This window comes from Halomonas sp. H2 (genome assembly GCF_050215315.1).
GTDB lineage: Bacteria > Pseudomonadota > Gammaproteobacteria > Pseudomonadales > Halomonadaceae > Vreelandella.
On sequence record NZ_CP189760.1, the window covers coordinates 66,414 to 89,430 of the forward strand.

General features: G+C 54.8%; 13 protein-coding genes and 3 rRNA genes. 8 read left to right on the plus strand and 8 right to left on the minus strand.

Translation table 11 applies throughout. The features are described from left to right. Window positions 1–48: 48 nt before the first annotated feature. The 4 genes from ACQE2I_RS00295 to prlC form a co-directional block, all read right to left on the minus strand. Entirely contained in the window at window positions 49–2,250 is a 2,202-nt protein-coding gene (locus tag ACQE2I_RS00295; protein WP_427029528.1) for a TRAP transporter permease, read from the minus strand. A 103-nt stretch (window positions 2,251–2,353) separates the two neighbouring features. Next, window positions 2,354–3,346, minus strand: coding sequence for a TAXI family TRAP transporter solute-binding subunit (locus ACQE2I_RS00300; protein WP_427029530.1), 993 nt, complete (start codon window positions 3,344–3,346; stop codon window positions 2,354–2,356). 269 nt (window positions 3,347–3,615) lie between these two features. After that, entirely contained in the window at window positions 3,616–3,864 is a 249-nt protein-coding gene (locus ACQE2I_RS00305; RefSeq protein WP_427029531.1) for a YheV family putative zinc ribbon protein, read from the minus strand. 129 nt (window positions 3,865–3,993) lie between these two features. Continuing rightward, window positions 3,994–6,042, minus strand: coding sequence for an oligopeptidase A (prlC, locus tag ACQE2I_RS00310; protein ID WP_427029532.1), 2,049 nt, complete (start codon window positions 6,040–6,042; stop codon window positions 3,994–3,996). Window positions 6,043–6,212: 170 nt separating this feature from the next. On the opposite strand from prlC, the gene ACQE2I_RS00315 reads away from it, so the two are divergent. The 3 genes from ACQE2I_RS00315 (at window position 6,213) to ACQE2I_RS00325 (ending at window position 8,935) form a co-directional block, all read left to right on the plus strand. Next, a complete protein-coding gene (locus ACQE2I_RS00315) occupies window positions 6,213–7,553 on the plus strand; it encodes a sodium-dependent transporter (protein ID WP_427029534.1) in 1,341 nt (446 codons plus the stop codon). Window positions 7,554–7,600: 47 nt separating this feature from the next. Continuing rightward, entirely contained in the window at window positions 7,601–8,140 is a 540-nt protein-coding gene (locus tag ACQE2I_RS00320) for a gamma carbonic anhydrase family protein (RefSeq protein ID WP_427029535.1), read from the plus strand. A gap of 123 nt (window positions 8,141–8,263) precedes the next feature. Further along, window positions 8,264–8,935 (plus strand): metal-dependent hydrolase, encoded by a 672-nt coding sequence (locus ACQE2I_RS00325; protein WP_427029536.1) that lies wholly within the window; start codon window positions 8,264–8,266, stop codon window positions 8,933–8,935. On the opposite strand, the gene ACQE2I_RS00330 is transcribed toward ACQE2I_RS00325, so the two are convergent. The 3 genes from ACQE2I_RS00330 to ACQE2I_RS00340 are packed head-to-tail and all read right to left on the minus strand — an operon-like array spanning window position 8,911 to window position 12,960. Next, the gene (locus tag ACQE2I_RS00330) at window positions 8,911–10,293 is read right to left on the minus strand and encodes a sigma-54-dependent transcriptional regulator (protein WP_427029537.1); all 1,383 of its coding nucleotides are present in this window, start codon (window positions 10,291–10,293) and stop codon (window positions 8,911–8,913) included. The two genes, ACQE2I_RS00325 and ACQE2I_RS00330, sit on opposite strands and share 25 nt — an antisense overlap. Further along, a complete protein-coding gene (locus ACQE2I_RS00335; protein WP_427029538.1) occupies window positions 10,286–12,190 on the minus strand; it encodes a sensor histidine kinase in 1,905 nt (634 codons plus the stop codon). The genes ACQE2I_RS00330 and ACQE2I_RS00335 overlap by 8 nt, the downstream gene beginning before the upstream one ends. Then, window positions 12,187–12,960, minus strand: coding sequence for a GntR family transcriptional regulator (locus ACQE2I_RS00340; protein WP_427029539.1), 774 nt, complete (start codon window positions 12,958–12,960; stop codon window positions 12,187–12,189). The genes ACQE2I_RS00335 and ACQE2I_RS00340 overlap by 4 nt, the downstream gene beginning before the upstream one ends. 274 nt (window positions 12,961–13,234) lie before the next feature. On the opposite strand from ACQE2I_RS00340, the gene lldD reads away from it, so the two are divergent. The 4 genes from lldD to rrf all read left to right on the plus strand — a co-directional run bounded on the left by lldD (window position 13,235) and on the right by rrf (window position 19,907). Beyond that, complete coding sequence (gene lldD / locus ACQE2I_RS00345) at window positions 13,235–14,386, plus strand: FMN-dependent L-lactate dehydrogenase LldD (protein WP_427029540.1); 1,152 nt, start codon at window positions 13,235–13,237, stop codon at window positions 14,384–14,386. A gap of 501 nt (window positions 14,387–14,887) precedes the next feature. After that, window positions 14,888–16,420: ribosomal RNA gene (locus ACQE2I_RS00350) — 16S ribosomal RNA — on the plus strand. A gap of 311 nt (window positions 16,421–16,731) precedes the next feature. Then, window positions 16,732–19,622: ribosomal RNA gene (locus ACQE2I_RS00355) — 23S ribosomal RNA — on the plus strand. A 169-nt stretch (window positions 19,623–19,791) separates the two neighbouring features. Further along, window positions 19,792–19,907, plus strand: a 5S ribosomal RNA gene (gene rrf, locus ACQE2I_RS00360). The 16S, 23S and 5S rRNA genes sit together here, the layout of an rRNA operon. Window positions 19,908–20,084: 177 nt before the next feature. Here the strand turns inward: rrf and ACQE2I_RS00365 are convergent. Next, window positions 20,085–20,681: a hypothetical protein gene (locus tag ACQE2I_RS00365; RefSeq protein ID WP_427029541.1), complete on the minus strand. Its 597-nt coding sequence runs from the start codon at window positions 20,679–20,681 to the stop codon at window positions 20,085–20,087. Between the two features lie 215 nt (window positions 20,682–20,896). On the opposite strand from ACQE2I_RS00365, the gene ACQE2I_RS00370 reads away from it, so the two are divergent. Continuing rightward, a complete protein-coding gene (locus ACQE2I_RS00370) occupies window positions 20,897–23,008 on the plus strand; it encodes an adenosylcobalamin-dependent ribonucleoside-diphosphate reductase (protein ID WP_427029542.1) in 2,112 nt (703 codons plus the stop codon). Window positions 23,009–23,017: the final 9 nt, after the last annotated feature.

Sequence of the window (23,017 nt, forward strand, 5' to 3'; positions counted from 1 at the left end):
ATTGTTGAGCGGGGTTTTTTAGGCTTGGCGATTAGCGGCTTACATCAATCAGCCCGCTTGCGCCGTTTTGTTACCACCGCCATGTAGCTTGCGCTGCATCACGAACAGCACGATACCAATCGCAAGGCCAATAACGTCGGTGTAGATACCGCCGTAGATCAAGAACATCGCTCCCACCAGCATCAGCACGCGCTGTAAGACGTTAACCGGCCCAAAGAACCACGCCTGCACCATACCAGAGAGCAAGACAATGCCCAGCGTCGCGGTTAATCCAACGCGTAAAATCTGCATTGGTGAGCCTTCCATTAGCATGGCCGGGCTGTAGAAGAACATAAACGGCACGATAAAGGCGGCCAAACCAATCTTGAACGAGGCCACCGAGGTGCCCATGGGGTTGTCGCCAGAGATACCGGCGGCTGCATAGGAAGCCAAGGCAACGGGCGGGGTAATCGCCGAGACGACCGCAAAGTAGAACACGAAGAAGTGAGCAATTAGCGGCTCAATGCCGATATTGATCAAGCCTGGCGCGACCACAGAAGCAGCCACCGCATATGCGGCGGTGGTAGGCATGCCCATGCCGAGCAGAATACTAATCAGCATGGCGAACACGAGTGCCAGTAATTGGCTAACGCCCGCTAAGCCAAGCAGTAACGATGAGAAGCGCGCGCCTACACCGGTCAGCGAGATAACCCCGACGATTAAGCCCGCACAGGCACACACGGCGATAATCTGAATCGACATGGTGCCCGCTATCTGCAGCGCTTTAAGAATCGCACGAAATCCCATTTTATTGGGTGACAGCCAGCTAACTACGGCGGCTGATGCAGTGGCCAAGGTACCGGCGCGAATCACTGAGTAGCCCATAAATAGCGCGACAATCAGGATAATAATCGGCGCGAACAGATAGACCTGTTTGACCAGCTTAGAGAACAGCGGGATCTCATCTTTGCGCATGCCTCGCATGCCTTTACGGGCAGCTTCGAAGTCGACCATAAAGTAGATAGAAGCAAAATACAGGATCGCCGGAATAACCGCGGCAAGGGCAATTTCAGTGTACGGAATGCCGGTCACTTCGGCCATGATGAACGCACCCGCGCCCATAATCGGCGGCATGATTTGCCCACCCGTAGAGGCGGCTGCCTCAATGGCGCCCGCGCTACGTGCGGGGTAGCCGACTTTCTTCATTAACGGAATGGTCAATGAGCCGGTGGAAACCACGTTACCTGCCGAGGTGCCGTTAATCATACCCATCAAGCCAGAGGCAAAAATAGCCACCTTGGCGGGGCCGCCACGGGCACGGCCGGCGGCGGCAAAGGCAAAGTTAACGAAGTAATCGCCGACTTTAGAGGCCTGTAGGAAAGCAGCAAAAATAATGAACAGAATAATATAGGTCGACGACACCGCGGTGGTGGGGCCGAGAATGCCGGCATCGGTATACACCTGGCTAAAGAAGCGCTGGAGCGACAGCCCCGGATAGCCCAAAAAGCCCGGCAAATAAGGGCCGGCAAAAACGTAGGTCAAAAAGATCGCGGAGATCACTACCAAGGCTAAACCCGCTACCCGTCGGGTAAGCTCCAGGATCAGTAACGAGCCTGCAATAGCCGCCCAGGAAAGACCTGGGGGGGCGAAGGAGGTGCCTGTCGTCATGCGGATATTGGTATTATAAGCCACCAGCAAATAGCCAGCGCTGGCCAGTGCACAGATCATTAGTACCAAATCGGCAGGGTTGAAACGGTGCCGCGCCTGACGATAGAACCAGGACAGCACAATCGCCCCCGCGGTGGTCGCCATCAGCGGATAGCCGTAGTGCCAATTTTCGACGCTCGGGTCGATACGCATGGCACCGCCGCTGAGTGTTTGATACATAAAAAGGACTTGCGCCAATGTGTAGGCGGCGGGAATCAGTAGCGCGTAGCTCACCCACTTAATCCAGGCGCCTGATGTTTGGTGATCATCGTCGGCAAAGCGGGCACCGGCAAACAGCCCGTAACCGAGAATAAGCGCGCCGGCAATATGCACGATACGAAACGACCAGGTTTCCATCGGATACACGTTGAGTGAGATCAGATGGAAACTTGAGTAAGCGATCGCTAATGCCGCAAATAGCAGGAACTGCCAACCCGTAAACAGGCGGCGATTGGGTTCAACAAGGTCTTCATCGACACCATCGGCAATGGACTCGGGTATCACAGACGCCACGTGAGCATCATCTTTGAGATCATTGGGTTCTTGGTCGGTTTTGTGACTCATTAGAGTTCACCCTCACAGCAAAAGCAGACAAAGGGGTAGCAGCAGCGAAAGCTGCCCCGCCCGACAGAGTCGGAAGCGGGGCAGTTAGAACGGTGAAGGTTGCTTAGTTGATCATATCATCAGCAATTTCATAGCCGTTCTCTTCGTACCAGCGTGCAGCGCCGGGGTGGAAGGGAAGTACAGTGTTGTACTTGATATTTTCAGGAATGCTGAATTCAGCACTGCGGTGAATTTCGCGTAACCTATCATTGTTCTCCATGCTCAGTTTAGTGATCTCGTAGACGAAATCTTCAGGAAGGTCACAGCCGGCAATGGTGAAGTTCCACATGGAAACTGCGCGAGCATCCTCTTCCAGAGTCTGATAAGTGCTGGCCGGAATCACGAATGGCGATACTGGGAAGGCATCAAGAACTTTCTGCTGCTCTTCTTCAGTGAATTCGATGATGTTGACGTCGGTTTGTACTTCCAACTGGCTAACAGCCGGAATCGGTATGCCCGCTGCGAAGGCGACAACGTCGAGAAGGCCATCCTGCAGCTGTCCGCCTAGGTCACTCCACCCACCGTTCCGACGCTCGAAATCGACGCCAAGCTCTTCAAGAATGGCGGGAAAATACGTATCGGAGGTAGATGCTGCCGGACCAAAGCCAATGCTGGCACCATCTGGGATGTCGGAAATCGAATCGATACCGCTGTCTGCAAGTGTTGTGATGGAGAATGGCGTCTCGTACATCGGGAACAGAGCACAAACGTTATCCATGGGTACGCCGGGGGCTAGCGGGCTTTCACCAGCCAGTGCTTCTGCAGCTGGGCCCATAGTGGTCAGGCCAAGAGCAATTTCGCCGGTGTGTACTAAAGCGAGGTTTTGATTGGGTCCGCCAGTAACTTCGCCGCCACCGGAAATGCCGAGTTCTTCAGCAATAAAGTTCGCCCAGCCTGAACCGTAAACGAAGTAGGTACCGCCCTGGCTAGCGGTGCCAACAGTGAAGTTATCGGGCCACCCGGAACGGTCTTCTTGGGCCTGGGCACTGCTGGCAGCTGCGACAAGCAGGGCGCTACTGGCGAGGAGCGTGAACGTTTTAGGCATATGTTTGCGCATGGCGAAAATTCCTAGCGGTTATTGGGGTTATAGTCTGACGGTCTCTATTAATACCGCCAGTCGATACTGCGTTAAGCCGGTATGCCTGTATATAACAGCGATAGTTGTGCCATTTAAAGGCTATAGTTTTAAAATCATTGGCTTATAGATTTTATATTCAACTTTGGTGGCATGCCATAAGCACTGAAGTGTCCGAGTCTTCGCACGATGGCTATTTTTAGTGTGCGGAAAACCGCACACGCTCGCGTGACTTAGCGGATAGGGAGGGATTAACGCGAGGGCTTGCCGGGATCTAGAATGCGTACAGGTTGCACATCCTGCTTTTGATCATCGCGGGCCTGGTTAACGCGGGTGGTCATTTCGGTGAGTGCGTCTTCCTCGATGGGTAGCTGCTCAAAGAAATCACAGCTGACGCACTCGCGATAGCGAATCCCGTTTTGCTCCCAAGCGCGGATACGATCCATCGCCGCACAGCGTGGGCAGGTAACGCCAGCGATAAAGCGCTTAATAGTCGACATAGTGGGCTCCTAGGCGTTTCATGCGCGGCTAAGGTGCCGCGCATGAAACAGTATTTTTAAACGTGTACTGTCGGAAGAGTACTTAAAAAAGTACTTAAAAGAGTACTTAAAAGAGTACTTAAAAGAGTACTAGGCGGCGCGGATGCCGCAGTGGCGCAGCAGCGGTTCGACGCTGGGCTCACGGCCACGAAAGGCGACAAACAGGTCGGCCGCATCACGGGCCCCGCCTTGCTCGAGAATTTCGCGACGAAAACGCAGGCCCGTTTCGGAATCAAAGATACCGGCTTCTTCAAAGGCGCTCCAGGCATCGGCGGAGAGCACTTCCGCCCACTTGTAGCTGTAGTAACCGGCCGCGTAGCCACCCGCAAACACGTGACCAAAGCTATTCTGGAAGCGGTTGAACGGTACTTTCGGCAGCACAGAGACTGCTGCGCGCACCTCATCCAGCAGCGCTTGTACGTCGCTGGCGCTAGGGGCGCTAAGCTCATGGTGTAAGCGTAGATCAAACAGCGAGAACTCAATTTGGCGCATCATACCCATGGCGGACTGGAAATTCTTGGCCGCTTGCAGGTGCTCAAGGAGCTCCGCAGGCAGCGCTTCACCGCTATCAACGTGTTTGGCGAGTAGGTCTAGCCCTTCGCGCTCCCAGCAGTAGTTCTCCATAAACTGGCTGGGTAACTCGACCGCATCCCAGGCAACGCCGTTAATGCCGGAAATGTCAGCAATATGTTGTTTGGTCAACATATGGTGAAGGCCATGGCCAAACTCATGAAACAGGGTAGTGACTTCATCGTGGGTGAACAGTGCCGGTCGGCCACCTACCGGAGCTGTAAAGTTGCAGGTAAGAAAAGCGACCGGTAACTGAAGGCCCTGATCCGTTTGGCGGCGTACTCGGCAATCGGCCATCCAGGCCCCGCCCCGTTTACCTTCTCGGGCGTAGAGGTCGAGATAAAAACCGGCAATCGGTTGTCCGTTTTCAGTGATGCGGAAATAGCGCACGTCGGCGTGGTAGCGGGGCGCTTCGGCATCTTCTTCAAAGCGCACGCCGTAAAGGCGTTCAACGACCTGAAATAAGCCATCGACCACACGCGGCGCGGGGAAATAGGGGCGCAGCTGTTCTTGAGAGATTGCATGGCGCGCTTCGCGCAGCTTTTCACTGGCATAAGCCACATCCCATGGCTCTAATGCATCCAGGCCGAGTTCGTCACGGGCGTAGGTGCTGAGTTCGGCAAACTCTTGCTTGGCTTGGGGCAGCGCACGGCGGGCTAGGTCGCTGAGGAAGTCGAGTACCTGTTCGGGAGAATCTGCCATCTTAGTGGCGAGTGAATAATCAGCGTAGGTAGTAAAGTCCAGCAGTTGGGCAACTTCGCTGCGTAACGCCAAAATCTCTTCCATGATCGCAGCGTTGTCGAATTTGCCCGCGTCGGGGCCTTGATCGGAGGCACGGGTAACGAAGGCGGTATACACCTCGCGGCGTAGCTCACGGCTGTCGGCGTAGTTAACCACCGGGAAGAAACTGGGGAAATCCAGGGTAATTCGGTAACCCGCGATGCCTTTGGCCTCGCCGTTAGCTTTTAACGTATCGAGCGCACTTTCCGGCACCCCCGCTAAGGCTTCTTGGCTATCGATATCCTTGTGCCACGCCTGGGTGGCATCCAGCACGTTGTTGGAGAACTGGTTGGACAGCATGGAGAGCCGCGACTGAATCTCGCCGTAGCGGGTTTTCTTATCGGCGGGGAGGTCAACACCGGCTAGACGGAAATCGCGCAGGGTGTTCTCCACGGTACGCCGCTGGGCGGCATCCAGGCTTTCCCAGGCCGGGCCATCTTGCAGGGTTTGCCAGCCGTGGAACAAGCCTTCATGTTGGCTTACCCAGGTGCTGAAGTCGGAGAGCTTCTCAAGGCACGCCTGGTACGCTTCGCGCATTTCCGGCGTGTTCATGGTGCCATTGAGGTGAGAGACAGGGGACCACACCTTGGTGAGCCGGTCATTCACCGCTTCAAGGGGGGCCGCAAAATTGTCCCAGCTGGGCGGGGTAGCGGCGGCTTGTTCGGCGAGACGATCAATGGCCTCACGGCTTTTGTTTAGCAGCATGTCCACGGCGGGCTCCACATGCTCGGCGCGAATCTCAGCAAAAGGGGGTAGCTCGTGCGTTTCAAGCAGCGGATTGGTGGACATGGGTACCTCGATTGGCATCATTTTTAAAACACGTTGGGGGAGCGAAAAACACGCAATAATAATGACACAGTGTGGGCACTAGGGCGCTGTTTCAATGGTAAGATTTGGCCTGCATGCAAGCGCCTGCTAGTCTTGCCGGCTTTTAATGCCACCATTGGCAGGAGCATGTGATGAGCGAGACGCTGGAGCGCTGGGGGTCGAAGCGGGCCTTTATCTTGGCGGTAACGGGTGCTGCGGTGGGATTAGGCAATATCTGGCGCTTCCCTTACGTAGCGGGGGAGAACGGCGGTGCGGCCTTTTTGCTGATTTACGTGGCATTTGTGCTGCTGCTGGGCATCCCGGTGATGATGGCCGAAATACTGATCGGCCGCGCCGGTCGGCGGGGGCCGATGCAAGCCTTGGCAGCCCTGGCGGCCGAGGCGGGTGCATCGCCCCACTGGCGTTGGCTGGGATTGTTCGGGGCATTCACCGTATTCTGCATCTTATCGTTCTACTCGGTGGTGTCGGGCTGGTCGATTGAGTTTTTGGTGGCCTCTGTGAACGGCAGCTTTAATGGCGCGAGTGCCGCTGAGATTGGCGCTGGCTTTGATGCCTTTTTAGCCAACACTGGCCTGCTGATCTTCAATCACTCGCTGTTTCTGTTTATGACTATGACCGTTGTCGCGGCGGGGGTTGCCAATGGGCTAGAGCGGCTCAATAATCTGCTGATGCCGCTGCTGTATCTATTGTTGCTGCTATTAGCAGGCTATGCCGCCACTACCGATGGTTTTGGCACGGCGCTGGCGTGGCTTTTTCTGCCCTCTTTTGAGGCGCTGACGCCTTCGGTAGTGGTGCATGCTATGGGGCATGCGTTCTTTACTCTGGCGGTGGGGGCCTGTGCGTTGATGGCCTATGGCGCTTATATGCCGGAAGAGCAAAGCCTGCCCAAAGCCGCCGTTGCGGTTGCGGTACTCGATATTAGCGTGGCGTTGCTGGCGGGGATCGCCATTTTCTCGGTGGTATTCGCCCAGGGAATGGATCCCACCGACGGCCCAGGGTTAATGTTTGTCACCCTGCCGATTGCGTTCGCTGAGCTGCCGTGGGGCTCTGTGTGGTTAAGCGTGTTCTTTTTATTGCTGCTACTGGCCACCTGGACATCGGCGATTAACCTAGCGGAGCCGATGGTCGCCACGCTGCAGGGCTTGGGGTTGCGTCGCAGTGTCTCGACGGCGATCGTGGCGCTCAGCGTCTGGCTGATCGGGCTGTTGTCCGCCTTCTCTTTTTCATCCTTGGCGGAGTTTCGCCCACTGTTTGGGCGTAATGTGTTCGAGCTGGTCAGCAGTATACCGCCGGATGTATTCCTACCCATGGGCGGCCTGTTGATCGCGATTTTTGCCGCCTGGATCATGCCCCGTGACAGAGTGGAGCGCGCCCTGGGCGTAGGGGAGCGTGGCTACCTAGCGTGGCGCAATACCATCCGCTGGGTGTCGATACCATTGACCTTTATTGTCTTACTGGCCGGATTGCTATAGTGAGATGGTTAACGCTAAATCGACTATCAAAATCTCAGGAGTGAGTTATGAGCAGTGCACTAAGGCGCTATCAAGGCATGGAGCCCCAATTGGGCGAGCGCGTTTATATTGATCCGGCCAGTGTGGTCATCGGTGATGTGGTGCTGGGCGATGATTGTTCTGTCTGGCCGATGACGGTTATCCGTGGCGATATGCACCGTATTCGAATTGGCGCGCGCACCAGCGTGCAGGATGGTAGCGTGCTACATATTACCCACGCCAGTGACTTCAGCCCGGACGGTTTTCCGCTCACCATTGGCGACGATGTCACTATTGGCCATAAAGCGATTCTGCATGGCTGCACCCTGGGGAGTCGGATTCTTATCGGTATGGGGGCGATCGTGATGGATGGCGCGGTTGTTGAGGACGAGGTGATTATTGCCGCGGGTGCGGTGGTAACGCCGGGCAAACAGTTGGAAAGTGGCTATGTGTATGCTGGTAATCCGGCCAAAGCGCTGCGTCCGTTGAAAGATAAGGAGCACGCATTCTTTCCTTATACTGCAGGTAACTACGTTAAATTGAAAGACCGCTGTTTGGCAGAAGCTTAGTGGTGGTGCCCTTTCTCTAAGCAGTTGCTCAGCCAACCTTTTTTCTAAATTAGCCGTGTCGCGAATGTCATAAATCTGTTAATTTATACAGTCTTCTGTTTGCAGGTTCTAGGATGCCGCGCTATGGCTAATTTTCGCACGCATATTACGCTGGCAGCGGCGGGCGGCATGCTGGTCGCTTACGCCGGCTGGAAAGGCCAATGGTGGCCGCCTTCCCAGACAGTGGTGATGATTGCGCTCGTCACGTTCGGCGGTATTCTGCCGGATATCGATGCTGATCGTTCTCACTCTATCCGTTTGATATTTAACCTGCTTTCCGTGCCCGCCCTGGTGCTGGGCGCACTGTTATTACAGCCATGGCTGACGCCCGGTGCGTTACTGGTTGCCTGCGGTGGAATCTACTTCTGTGTGCGTTACTTGGCAGGCATTCTCTTTTCGCGTCTCACCGTACACCGCGGTATTTGGCATTCATTACTAGCGGGCGGGCTATGCAGCCTCGTCACTGCCGCGTTAAGTTTTAATTTACTTGGCCAGCCAGCATGGCTGGCCTGGTCTCACGGTGCTGCCACCTTGGGAGGGTTTTTGATCCACCTGAGTTTAGATGAGATATACAGCGTTGACCTCGAAGGCGCGCGGCTAAAGCGTTCGTTTGGTACGGCGCTGAAGCTAGGCGACAGCCGTCGGCCGATATCCAATCTACTCATGCTGATTGCCACGCTAACGCTGGTACCTTGGGTGCCGCCCTGGTCAGTATTGGGTGAACTGATCCATCAAGGCTCGCTGCTATGGCGGTAGTCATCGGCATTGAGGCCGTGCTTTTTAAGCTTGTCGTAAAACGTTTTGCGCGGAATGCCCAAGTGGCGGCATACGTCGGTTACCCGGCCGTGGTAGCGCGACAGCGATTGGCTAATCAGGCTCTTTTCAAATAGCTCTACCTGGCGCGGCAAAGTGGGCTCCTCGGTATCGGCGTTGACCCCTTCCAGCAGCGCATCCAAACGATAGTCAAAGGCCGCGCCCAGCAGTACGTAGCGCTCGGCAAGGTTACGTAGCTCGCGCACGTTGCCGGGCCAGTCATGGGCCAGCAGGGCGGCAATGTCGGGGCTATCAAGGGTTGGTGCTTCCAGCCCGCTGCGGTTGGCAGCCACCACGGCGAAGTGTTGGAACAGTAAGGGAATGTCCTCACGCCTTTCACGCAGGGCGGGCAACGGCAGGGTGACCACATTCAGTCGGTAGTAAAGGTCTTCGCGAAAAGTGCCTTCTTCGGAAGCGGTTTTGAGATCCACCTTGGTAGCGGCAATCACACGGATATCGAGTGGAACGGTTTCATTAGCGCCTAGCCGCTCGACGCTACGTTCTTGCAGCACCCGCAGCAGTTTGACTTGCAGCGCTAGGGGCATTGATTCAATCTCATCCAAAAACACCGTGCCGCCATTAGCGTGTTCGAATTTACCGATGCGCCGCTCTACAGCACCCGTGAAGGCGCCCTTTTCGTGGCCGAATAGCTCGGACTCGATCGTGTTTTCGGGCACCGCGCCGCAGTTAATCGCCATAAAGGGGCTGTTACGCCGCCCGCTGCGCTCATGAATCGCACGGGCCACTAGGTCTTTACCGGTACCTGTCTCACCAAACAGCAGTACATCCGCTTCGACCTGACTAATGCGCTGAATCATCGCGGCCAGTCGTGAAATGATCGGCGTGCGACCGACCAGGCGTGGCCCCAGCGCGGCTTGTTGCACCTCTAGTTCAGCTTTTAGGCGATGATTTTCTAGGCTGAGCTGGCGCTTTTCTATGCCCCGGCGCACCACATCCAGCAGTTGATCTCCGGCAAACGGTTTCTCAAGAAAGTCCCAGGCCCCAGCGCGCATGGCTTCTACCGCGGTTGAGATATCGCCGTGGCCGGTAATGAGGATGATCGGCAGGGTGGCATCGCGGCTGTGTAGCTCATGGAGCAGCGCCATGCCATCCATCCCCGGCATGCGGATATCGCTGACAATCACCCCCGGAAAGTCAGGCGTCAACGCCGCCAGAGCTTGTTCTGCTGATTCAAAGCAGTAGGGCGTATAGCCTGCAAGTTCGAGGGTTTGGCTGGCGGTGATCCGCAGATGCGGTTCGTCGTCGATCACCATGACCGGCAGTATCGACGGCTCATGCATAAGAGGGGCTCTCCTGGGTGTGGATTAACGGTGAGTGGGGCAGGGTAATGGTGAAGCTGGCGCCTCCATCGGGCTGATTAGCAACCTGCAGCTTGCCGCCTAAATCGTCCATGATACGTGACGAGATCGAGAGCCCCAGGCCTAAACCGCTCCCCGGCGCTTTGGTGGTAAAAAAGGGTTCAAAAATGTTGCCTAAGTGTTCCTCAGGGATGCCGGGGCCGTTATCACTAACGCTAATTATCACCTGCTGCCGATGAGTATGGGCGCCTAGAGTCAACTGCGGTTCTGGCACGGTTTTCATAGCCTGGAGCGCATTGCCGATTAAATTAACGAGCACCTGCTCCAATCGTACCAGGTCGCCCTTTACCCATAGCGTTTCATCGGGCCACTCCTGAATAATAGTGATGTTGCCTTCACGCAAGCGGCTTTGAAAAAGGCGTAAAGCGTAGTCGATACAGGCTTGTACTGAAATAGTCTCCTGGCGCTCGCTGCTTCTACGCGAAAACTGACGCAGTTGCGCGCTGATATCCGCCATGCGTTGGGTCAACTCGACAATTTGTTCCAGGTTAGCATCTGCTTTTTCGTGGCGTGACAATGCCATAAAGCGGCGGGCATTTTCTGCGTAAGCGCGAATAGCCGCCAGTGGTTGATTGAGTTCATGGTTGATGCCCGCAGCGAGTTGCCCCAAAACCGCCAGTTTGGCCGCTTGAATAAGTTCGTCTTGGGTTTGACGCAGGTTGGCTTCAGCGCGGTGGCGCTCTTCAATTTCATCAGAAAGGCGTTGGTTGCTGGCCACTAGGTCACGGGTACGTCGTTCCACGCTGACCTCTAATTCATCACGAACGCGGGCTAATGTGTTGCGCTCGCGCTCGGCAAACGCCTCACGTTCACGGCGCAGCCTCAGGCGTTGCCAGCCAATGCCCGCGCCGAGTGCAATCACGCCGTAAAGGCCTCCCGCCATCAGTGCGGCGATCCACTGGGCGCTAATCACAGGGGTTAACGGTTTTAAGATATGCATTTGCCAGCCAAACTCAGGGATATGCCGGGTCAAGCTCAGGTAGTCGCCGTTGCTTAGCGGGCCCTGGGAGAAACTGACCAACTGACTGCCCTGCCGGTAAGGTGCATCGACTTCAATGCCCGAATTCGCCAGTGGTTCCATGGCATAGCGGCGTGTTGCCCTCAGGCTTTGGCGCTGCTCATCGGTGAGCGGGTAGAGCGCATTCATGCGCAGCTCAGGGTGACTGGCCATAAAAATAATGTTGTCGCTGTCAGTGACAAGTAGTTCGGCATCTTGCTCTGCCCAACTATCTTCAACGTCATCCAGTAACACTTTAACCACTAACACACCGTCTGGCTTCGAGTCCGGAGAGGTATCGTCTAGCCATACCGGCGATGAAAAGTAGTAGCCACGCTCAAGTGATTGAACACCTAATCCATAAAAGCGTCCCTGTCCGCCCGCAATCGCATCGGTGTAGTAAGAGCGGTAAGCGTAATTTTGACCAATAAACGTATTGGGGCGATGCCAGTTGCTAGCCGCGATCGTGTCGGCGTCACGGTTAAGTAAATAGACATCCGACACCCCTGCCGTGAAGCGAAAACGGTCAAGCAACATATTCAGCGGCATGGAGTCTTGGCTATCGGGTGAGGCCAAAAAGCGCTGAACTCCTTCTCGGGTGGCCAGCATTTGTGGCAAGTAGTCGTAGCGCAGCAAATAGCCGTTTAAGTTGGCGACAGAAAGGCGAAGCTCATTTCCAGCATCGTCCTGCAAATTGGAAAGCGCTTGTTCGCGCGCTAGTTGCGCGGCCTGCCACATAGATAATAACAAACCAAGCGGAATGACCAGGAGCCATAGGCGCCGCCACCGTAGTGGCAAGGGGGCGGGTATTTTGCCATTCATGCTAACGTTTTACTGTTGCCTTGGGCACGACGAAGAGCACGCTGGGCCCGAGTCTCAGCCTTCGCCATCTCAAGCAGCCCTTCTTCAACAAACACGAGGTGCTCATGGGCACGGGCGCGGGCATCTTCTGCACGCCCCTCAAGGATGGCATCGAGCAGGGCGCGATGTTGTTGCATTAACTGGCTACGCGAACCTTCCTTGGCAAACAAATGTGCCAAGCTATTCACAATGCTCTTCTCCAGCAGGTGAAAAATGCCGCGAATAGTATGCAGCAGCAGAACATTATGGGCGGCTTCGGCAATCGCTAGGTGAAAGGCCGCATCTAGTTTAGCTTCCTGGATAGGGTCCGCGCCGGCAAAGCCGCCGTCGAGCTCCTCAAAGCGTTGGAGCAAGACGGCTTTATCCGCGGGTGTTGAGCGCAGCGCAGCGTAATAGGCGGATATGCCTTCCATGGCATCGCGAAATTCAAGTAGATCCAGGTTAAATTCGCCGTGACGGGAAAGCATTTCCAACAGTGGGTCGGTATAGCCATTGCTAAGGTCATCGTTAACAAAGGTGCCGCCGCCTTGGCGGCTGGTCAGTAAGCCTCGTGCGGCTAATTTCTGTATGGCTTCCCGTAAGGAGGGGCGTGAGACGCCAAACCGTTCGGCTAACTCACGTTCAGGGGGTAAGCGCTGGCCTGGCTTTAGGCTGCCTTCCAGCATCATGGCTTCTAAGCGCTCAGTGATAACATCGGCCAAGCGCTGTTGGCGGAGCGGTGGATAGCTCATATGTAATAGCTCATGTCGATTAGCGTCCGCAATTGGTAAGACCAATATTAAAAGCTTTGGAAGTCTATCTCAAGCGCCTGCAGGGCAAGATTTAACGCTGACAATATTCACTTCTAGCGTATTTAAACTAAAGTATAGCGCTTTTAAGCGTTATCACTGTTTGACACGCTTGGAGTGGCTCACTACTGTTGATGTTGATTTTTTGTCAATTGGTAAAACCAATTTTCCACTTTGGAGCGTCAGTGTTTAGCGCATCCATTGCATAGGGCTCCTCATGATCATTTCAGCATCTACGGATTACCGCCAAGCCGCCAAGCGTCGTATCCCTCCTTTTCTTTTTCACTACGCCGACGGTGGATCCTACGCGGAGCATACGCTGCGTCATAATGTGGAGGATCTTGCCGGCATCGCACTGCGCCAACGCGTCCTGAAGGATATGTCGTCGCTGTCACTTGAAACCGAGCTGTTGGGTGAAAAGCTTGCCATGCCAATTGCTCTAGCGCCGGTGGGGCTGGCGGGCATGTATGCCAGGCGCGGGGAGGTGCAGGCGGCACGGGCGGCGGCTAATAAAGGTATACCGTTTACGCTGTCGACGGTATCGGTATGCCCTATTGATGAGGTGGCTTCGGCCATTGATCGGCCCATCTGGTTTCAGCTCTATGTGCTGAAAGACCGGGGCTTTATGAAACATGTTCTGGAAAGAGCCAAGGCTGCTGGCGTCAAGACGCTTATTTTTACCGTTGATATGCCTGTTCCAGGCGCGCGTTATCGTGATGCTCACTCGGGCATGAGCGGTGAGTACGGGCCGATGCGGCGAATGGCTCAGGCGGCAATGCACCCTTTTTGGGCTTGGGATGTGGGCATCCATGGTCGCCCCCATGACCTGGGTAACGTGTCTGATTATCGCGGTAAGCCAACGGAGCTTGAGGACTATATTGCCTGGCTGGGTGATAACTTTGATCCGTCCATCTCCTGGAAAGACTTGGAGTGGATTAGAGAGCAATGGGATGGCCCGATGATCATTAAGGGTATACTTGACCCCGAGGATGCCCGCGATGCGGTGCGCTTCGGTGCGGATGGTATTGTCGTTTCCAATCATGGCGGCCGCCAGCTCGATGGTGTTCCCTCGACTGCACGTGCGTTGCCTGCTATCGCCGATGCGGTAAAGGGTGACTTGGCCATTTTGGCTGATTCCGGCGTGCGCAGCGGGCTCGATGTAGTGCGGATGATCGCCATGGGTGCCGATACCGTATTGCTTGGGCGTGCCTTCATCTATGCGCTTGCTACTGCTGGGGAGGCGGGCGTTGCCCATCTGCTTGAGCTGTTCGAGAAGGAAATGCGAGTTGCGATGACGCTCACCGGTGCGCGTAGCATCGCCGACCTCGGGTCAGATTCGCTGGTGACAGGTTCGATCCGCGATGTTTAGAGAGCACCGTTAGCGCTTCTATCTATTTCAATTTATCCCGACGCTAAAAACCCCTTGCCAATCCGTCAGCGAAACCGTAAAGTACGCTGCCGGGGACGCCAAGCGTTACCAGCGGTGAATGAAGTGTAAAAGCTTCGGTTTGTCAGGAAGTTAGCGCAGGTTCTATCGCTCGCTTCCGTCGCTAAAGCAGCGGTTGACAACCACCAGGAACTGCGTAGAATACGCCTTCCTCGCTGAGGCAAGCCAAGTCAACGGCAGCCCGGTTACTTTCACAGTAACCAGACAGCGAAACAGCTCTTTAACAATTTGATCAGGTAATTCATGTGGGCGCTTGCTGATGTTGGTGACAAATCACCAAATATCAAGGCAAGCGACTCAAGCAATAAGGTTTTAAAGGATTCGTCCTTTGGGATCTGTTTTGAATGAATTCGTTTGACCCTTGAGCCAAGTTTGGTTCGCTTCTGTCCCTTTCGAGTGGCAGGTAAGAACCGCATAGATCTTAAACTGAAGAGTTTGATCATGGCTCAGATTGAACGCTGGCGGCAGGCCTAACACATGCAAGTCGAGCGGTAACAGGGGGTGCTTGCACCCCGCTGACGAGCGGCGGACGGGTGAGTAATGCATAGGAATCTGCCCGATAGTGGGGGATAACCTGGGGAAACTCAGACTAATACCGCATACGTCCTACGGGAGAAAGGGGGCTTCGGCTCCCGCTATTGGATGAGCCTATGTCGGATTAGCTAGTTGGTGAGGTAATGGCTCACCAAGGCAGCGATCCGTAGCTGGTCTGAGAGGATGATCAGCCACATCGGGACTGAGACACGGCCCGAACTCCTACGGGAGGCAGCAGTGGGGAATATTGGACAATGGGGGCAACCCTGATCCAGCCATGCCGCGTGTGTGAAGAAGGCCCTCGGGTTGTAAAGCACTTTCAGCGAGGAAGAACGCCTAGTGGTTAATACCCATTAGGAAAGACATCACTCGCAGAAGAAGCACCGGCTAACTCCGTGCCAGCAGCCGCGGTAATACGGAGGGTGCAAGCGTTAATCGGAATTACTGGGCGTAAAGCGCGCGTAGGTGGCTTGATAAGCCGGTTGTGAAAGCCCCGGGCTCAACCTGGGAACGGCATCCGGAACTGTCAGGCTAGAGTGCAGGAGAGGAAGGTAGAATTCCCGGTGTAGCGGTGAAATGCGTAGAGATCGGGAGGAATACCAGTGGCGAAGGCGGCCTTCTGGACTGACACTGACACTGAGGTGCGAAAGCGTGGGTAGCAAACAGGATTAGATACCCTGGTAGTCCACGCCGTAAACGATGTCGACCAGCCGTTGGGTGCCTAGCGCACTTTGTGGCGAAGTTAACGCGATAAGTCGACCGCCTGGGGAGTACGGCCGCAAGGTTAAAACTCAAATGAATTGACGGGGGCCCGCACAAGCGGTGGAGCATGTGGTTTAATTCGATGCAACGCGAAGAACCTTACCTACCCTTGACATCGACAGAAGCCGAGAGAGATCTTGGTGTGCCTTCGGGAACTGTCAGACAGGTGCTGCATGGCTGTCGTCAGCTCGTGTTGTGAAATGTTGGGTTAAGTCCCGTAACGAGCGCAACCCTTGTCCTTATTTGCCAGCGCGTAATGGCGGGAACTCTAAGGAGACTGCCGGTGACAAACCGGAGGAAGGTGGGGACGACGTCAAGTCATCATGGCCCTTACGGGTAGGGCTACACACGTGCTACAATGGCCGGTACAAAGGGCAGCGAGCTCGCGAGAGTCAGCGAATCCCTTAAAGCCGGTCTCAGTCCGGATCGGAGTCTGCAACTCGACTCCGTGAAGTCGGAATCGCTAGTAATCGTGAATCAGAATGTCACGGTGAATACGTTCCCGGGCCTTGTACACACCGCCCGTCACACCATGGGAGTGGACTGCACCAGAAGTGGTTAGCCTAACGCAAGAGGGCGATCACCACGGTGTGGTTCATGACTGGGGTGAAGTCGTAACAAGGTAGCCGTAGGGGAACCTGCGGCTGGATCACCTCCTTAAACGATGCGTCACACGTTAGTAAGCGTCCACAATGAATTACCTGATCAGAATGCTGTTAATACGCAGTGATAAGTGGCTCTGTTTTTTTCACGTTAAAAAGAAAAAATAGCGTTTAAGGTCTTAAAGGTCTTTTTCTTTTTTTAATATGAAAGAACGCTTATCACTGCTTATAGCAGTCGCTCTTTAACAATGTATATCATGCTGACAAGAACACTTCGCAAGAAGTGCTTCTTAAATTGTGATACGCGTCAGCGTATCCGGCACAATGAAACGTGATCATTGCGAGATACCAGACTCCTTCGGGTTATAGGGTCAAGCAATGAAGCGCACACGGTGGATGCCTAGGCAGCCAGAGGCGATGAAAGACGTGGTAGCCTGCGATAAGGCTCGGTGAGGTGGCAACAACCTGTGACCCGGGCATTTCTGAATGGGGAAACCCACTCATCATAAGATGAGTATCGTGCCCTGAATACATAGGGGTACGAGGCGAACCAGGGGAACTGAAACATCTAAGTACCCTGAGGAAAAGAAATCAACCGAGATTCCCCTAGTAGCGGCGAGCGAACGGGGACCAGCCCTTAAGCATGTGACTGATTAGGCGAATGCGTTGGGAAGCGCGGCCGTAGCGGGTGATAGCCCCGTAGTCGAAAATCTGACCATGTGAAATCGAGTAGGTCGGGGCACGAGAAACCTTGACTGAAGACGGGGGGACCATCCTCCAAGGCTAAATACTCCTGGCTGACCGATAGTGAACCAGTACCGTGAGGGAAAGGCGAAAAGAACCCCGGAGAGGGGAGTGAAATAGATCCTGAAACCGTGTGCGTACAAGCAGTCGGAGCGGACTTGTTCCGTGACGGCGTACCTTTTGTATAATGGGTCAGCGACTTATATTCAGTGGCGAGGTTAACCGTATAGGGGAGCCGTAGGGAAACCGAGTCTTAACTGGGCGACACAGTCGCTGGATATAGACCCGAAACCGAGCGATCTATCCATGAGCAGGGTGAAGATTGAGTAACATCAATTGGAGGCCCGAACCAGGATCTGTTGAAAAAGATTTGGATGACTTGTGGATCGGAGTGAAAGGCTAATCAAGCTCGGAGATAGCTGGTTCTCCTCGAAAGCTATTTAGGTAGCGCCTCATGTAGTACCGCCGGGGGTAGAGCACTGTTTCGGCTAGGGGGTCATCCCGACTTACCAACCCGAGGCAAACTCCGAATACCGGTGAGTAACGCGTGGGAGACACACGGCGGGTGCTAACGTCCGTCGTGAAAAGGGAAACAACCCAGACCGTCAGCTAAGGTCCCGAAATCCTGGTTAAGTGGGAAACGATGTGGGAAGGCTCAGACAGCTAGGAGGTTGGCTTAGAAGCAGCCATCCTTTAAAGAAAGCGTAATAGCTCACTAGTCGAGTCGGCCTGCGCGGAAGATGTAACGGGGCTAAACCAGGTACCGAAGCTACGGGTGCATTCTTAGGAATGCGCGGTAGAGGAGCGTCGTGTAAGCCAATGAAGGTGGATTGAGAAGTCTGCTGGAGGTATCACGAGTGCGAATGCTGACATGAGTAACGATAAAGGGAGTGAAAAACTCCCTCGCCGGAAGACCAAGGGTTTCTGTTCGACGCTAATCGGAGCAGAGTGAGTCGGCCCCTAAGGCGAGGCCGAAAGGCGTAGTCGATGGGAAACGGGTCAATATTCCCGTACCGGACATGGTTGCGATGGGGGGACGAAGAAGGCTAGGTGAGCCAGGCGTTGGTAGCCCTGGTGAAAGTGAGTAGGCTGGTGTCTTAGGTAAATCCGGGACGCTTAAAGCCGAGATGTGAGACGAACTGACCACGGTCAGGAAGTCACTGATGCCACGCTTCCAGGAAAAGCCTCTAAGCTTCAGATCATGTGCGACCGTACCCCAAACCGACACAGGTGGTCAGGGTGAGAATCCCAAGGCGCTTGAGAGAACTCGGGTGAAGGAACTAGGCAAAATGGTGCCGTAACTTCGGGAGAAGGCACGCCGGCGTAGGGTGAAGAGACTTGCTCTCCTAGCCCGAACCGGTCGAAGATACCAGGTGGCTGCAACTGTTTATTAAAAACACAGCACTCTGCTAACGCGCAAGCGGACGTATAGGGTGTGACGCCTGCCCGGTGCCGGAAGGTTAAATGATGGTGTTAGCCGCAAGGCGAAGCTCTTGATTGAAGCCCCGGTAAACGGCGGCCGTAACTATAACGGTCCTAAGGTAGCGAAATTCCTTGTCGGGTAAGTTCCGACCTGCACGAATGGCGTAATGATGGCCACGCTGTCTCCACCCGAGACTCAGTGAAATTGAAATCGCCGTGAAGATGCGGTGTACCCGCGGCTAGACGGAAAGACCCCGTGAACCTTTACTATAGCTTCACACTGGACGCTGATGTTGCCTGTGTAGGATAGCTGGGAGGCTTTGAACTCCGGACGCCAGTTCGGGCGGAGCCAACCTTGAAATACCAGCCTGGCATCATTGGCGTTCTCACTCAGGTCCGTTATCCGGATCGAGGACAGTGTGTGGTGGGTAGTTTGACTGGGGCGGTCTCCTCCTAAAGAGTAACGGAGGAGCACGAAGGTACCCTCAGCACGGTCGGACATCGTGCAATGAGTGCAAGAGCATAAGGGTGCTTGACTGCGAGACAGACACGTCGAGCAGGTGCGAAAGCAGGTTCTAGTGATCCGGTGGTTCTGTATGGAAGGGCCATCGCTCAACGGATAAAAGGTACTCCGGGGATAACAGGCTGATACCGCCCAAGAGTTCACATCGACGGCGGTGTTTGGCACCTCGATGTCGGCTCATCACATCCTGGGGCTGAAGTCGGTCCCAAGGGTATGGCTGTTCGCCATTTAAAGTGGTACGCGAGCTGGGTTTAGAACGTCGTGAGACAGTTCGGTCCCTATCTGCCGTGGGCGTTGGATGTTTGAGAAGGGCTGCTCCTAGTACGAGAGGACCGGAGTGGACGACCCTCTGGTGTTCCGGTTGTCACGCCAGTGGCATTGCCGGGTAGCTATGGTCGGACGGGATAACCGCTGAAAGCATCTAAGCGGGAAGCCCCCTTCAAGATGAGACATCCCCGAGGCCTAGAGCCTCCTGAAGGGCCCAGCGAGACCAGCTGGTTGATAGGCACGGTGTGGAAGCGCTGCAAGGCGTTGAGCTAACGTGTACTAATGGCCCGTGAGGCTTGACCCTATAACACCCAAGGGGTCTGCTCAAAATGATGACGTGACATGAAACAACCGGATACGCAGCGTGTGGCCTGACGCATTAAGCGCACAGGCGGCAGGTAATGAGACGCACACAATTGAGCAAGCAACGATAGACAGCCCGCTCGTCAGCATGATGTACATTAACCGTTACGCCTGACGACCATAGCACGCGTGAACCACCTGATCCCTTGCCGAACTCAGCAGTGAAACCGCTTAGCGCCGATGGTAGTGTGGGGTCTCCCCATGCGAGAGTAGGTCATCGTCAGGCACCTATACCCAAAATCCCCCAGGGCTTGCGCTCTGGGGGATTTTTTTATGCGTGGGGGTTATAAAAGGGTGAGTTGTGAGGGGGGAGTCGTGAGTAGAAGAACCACACTTTGGCCTGGACTTATAAGCTCTTCCTAACGAAAGTGCAGCAGTATTCCTTGGTGTCAGATAGAGAATCTTAGTGTGTAGTATATTCAGTGCCTTCACACTGAGTCAGCATTCGGGTAATCGCCGCATCCGCCCCTTGGAGGCTAAAGGTCATATACCACGGTTCTTGCTGTTTCTGGTCAAAGCCGAGAAACAACTGCTTGCCCTGGCGCATATCCGCTATCAGCGCTTCTAAGTCGTTAAGGTAAAAATGGGCATAAAAACCATCGTCGCCACGTTCGGTAATAAATTCCGCCATGGTGTCGATTACCGGTTGTTCATCGATGCGAAGCCGGGCAGGTACCAGGTTGACCGCACGGCTTTCACTCTGTTGCTGCTCAAGCGTGACGCGCACCTCCAGCCAGGGCAAATCGCATACTCCTGGGCTTGTGTTTAGGCTAAGCGTGGCGTCCGAATAGCTGTGAGTCTCTACCGCACGATAGTGCTGCTCGCCGCCCAGCGAGAGCGTCATTGATTGCCAATGAGTATGGGAAGCCACACCATCAGTATTAAACGTGGCGGCGTTAGTGACGGGTATAACGGCCATCAACGAGATGACCATCGTCACAGCGGCTAGGGAGAGAAAACGAAAACGCAGGGCATGAAGTGCAGTTATGATCAGGGCCATCTAACTAAAACCAATCGACTATTAATAAAAAACCAGTCTATAGCGTCTTGCAGAAAGGCAAAAGAGTAACGCGCTGATTTTCCTATATATGGTATAAAAATGTACATAAAGTGCCTCATATGGTGGAAAGTCAAGTCTATACTTCACTCCGATGCTACGTATAATCGCTACGATTTAAGCGCTATATTCACCCTGTTGTGAAGGAGTTTTGCGACATGAGCACCGCTGCCAAGGCTATCAAAACCTCTAATGATGTTCCTATGCAGGCGCCCTCGCGGGAGATTTGGGATGCCAAATACCGTCTCAAGGATCGTCATAGCCAACCCGTCGATCAGGATGTTGGGGCGACGTTTGAACGTGTCGCACGCGCTCTCGCAGCGGTGGAGGGTGACAAAGCCGAAGAGTGGCTACCGAAATTTCGTTGGGCGCTGGAAAATGGCGCCATTCCTGCCGGTCGTATTCTCTCCAACGCGGGCGCTGAGGCCTATAAGCCTGCAGTGAGCCTGATTAACTGCACCGTCTCGCGTACCATTCGCGACTCCATGCGCGATATTCTCGACTCGGTGGTCGATGCGGGCATGACGCTTAAGTCAGGTGCCGGCATCGGCTACGACTTCTCGACGCTACGCCACAAAGGCGCGTTTGTATTCGGCGCGGGTGCGGGTACTAACGGCCCGCTGGCGTTTATGGATATCTACGACAAGATGTGCTTCACCGTGGCCTCTGCCGGTGGCCGCCGTGGCGCCCAAATGGGTACCTTTGATGTGGGCCACCCGGACGTGCGCGAGTTTATCCAGGCCAAGCGTGAAGCAGGGCGGCTGCGTCAGTTTAACCTTAGCCTACTGATCACTGACGAGTTTATGGAAGCGGTCAAGAACAATACCGACTGGCCGCTGGCCTTTCCGCTGCATCCTGGTGAGAAAGAAGATGTTAAAGCGCAAGACCTGATCTACCGCGACTGGCCGGTGATTGAAGAAGGCTACACGGTAGATGCCGAAGGCCGCGTCGCCTGCCGTATTGTTGAAGTGATCAAAGCGCGGGAGTTGTGGGACACCATCATGTCCTCCACCTATGACTACGCGGAACCAGGCTTTATCCTGATCGACCAAGTTAACCGCATGAACAACAACTGGTTCTGCGAGGATATCCGCGCTACCAACCCCTGTGGCGAGCAGCCGCTGCCGCCAGAAGGCGCCTGCTTGTTGGGTTCGGTGAACCTGACCAAGTTTGTGATTGACCCCTTTGGTGCCAAGCCGCGCTTTGACTGGGCGCGCTACCGCAAAGTGGTCGCCATTTTCACCCGTATGCTTGACAACGTGGTGGAAATTGCTGGCCTGCCGCTGCCCCAGCAGCAGCGTGAGATTGAAGCCAAGCGCCGCCACGGCATGGGCTTTCTGGGCTTAGGGTCGACGCTCACCATGCTCAAGATCCCCTACGGCTCTAAGCAGTCGCTGGTATTCACCGATGAAGTCAGCCGCCATTTAGCCATTGAGGGTTGGAAGCAGGCATTGGAACTCTCTCAAGAGAAGGGCATGGCGCCAGTGCTGGAGCAGGAGCACAGCATAACCCCCAAAATGCTCCGCGAACGGCCGCAGCTCGCCAAAGATGGCTACGAAGTGGGTGACCAAGTGCCGGGGCGTATTCTGCACGCTCGCTATAGCCAGTATATGGCTCAGGTAGCTGAGCTTGAGCCGGAGCTAGTGGCGCAACTGGCCGAGCACGGTGCACGCTTTACCCACCATAGTTCTATCGCGCCGACCGGTACCATCAGCCTGTCGATGGGTAACAACGCCTCCAACGGCATTGAGCCGTCGTTCTCGCACCGCTACTTCCGCAACATTATCCAGTCTGGAAAAAAGACCAAAGAGCAGGTCGAAGTCGTCTCCTTTGAGCTGGCGGCCTATCGTCACTTTATCGCCGCCGATGCAGTAGAAAGCGACCTGCCCGATTACTTTGTCACTGCCGATGCGATTTCGCCTGAACAGCACGTCGCCGTTCAGGCCGCGGCTCAGCACTGGGTCGATTCGGCGATCTCAAAAACGGTCAATGTGCCCACCGAGTTCCCCTTTGAGCAGTTCCAGGATCTCTACTTGCAAGCCTATGAAAGTCGCTTAAAAGGCTGCACGACTTTCCGTTTTAACCCTGAAGCCTTCCAGGGTGTGCTGGTGCGCGAGGATGATCTTAAAAACACCACCTACGTGTTTGAGCTGGAAAATGGCGAAACCCTCGAGCTAACCGGGGACGAAACGGTGATTTACGACGGTGAAGAGCATAATGCTGCCAACCTGTTTGATGGCTTAAAAGAGGGTACCTACGGCAAATGGTAACGCGCATCG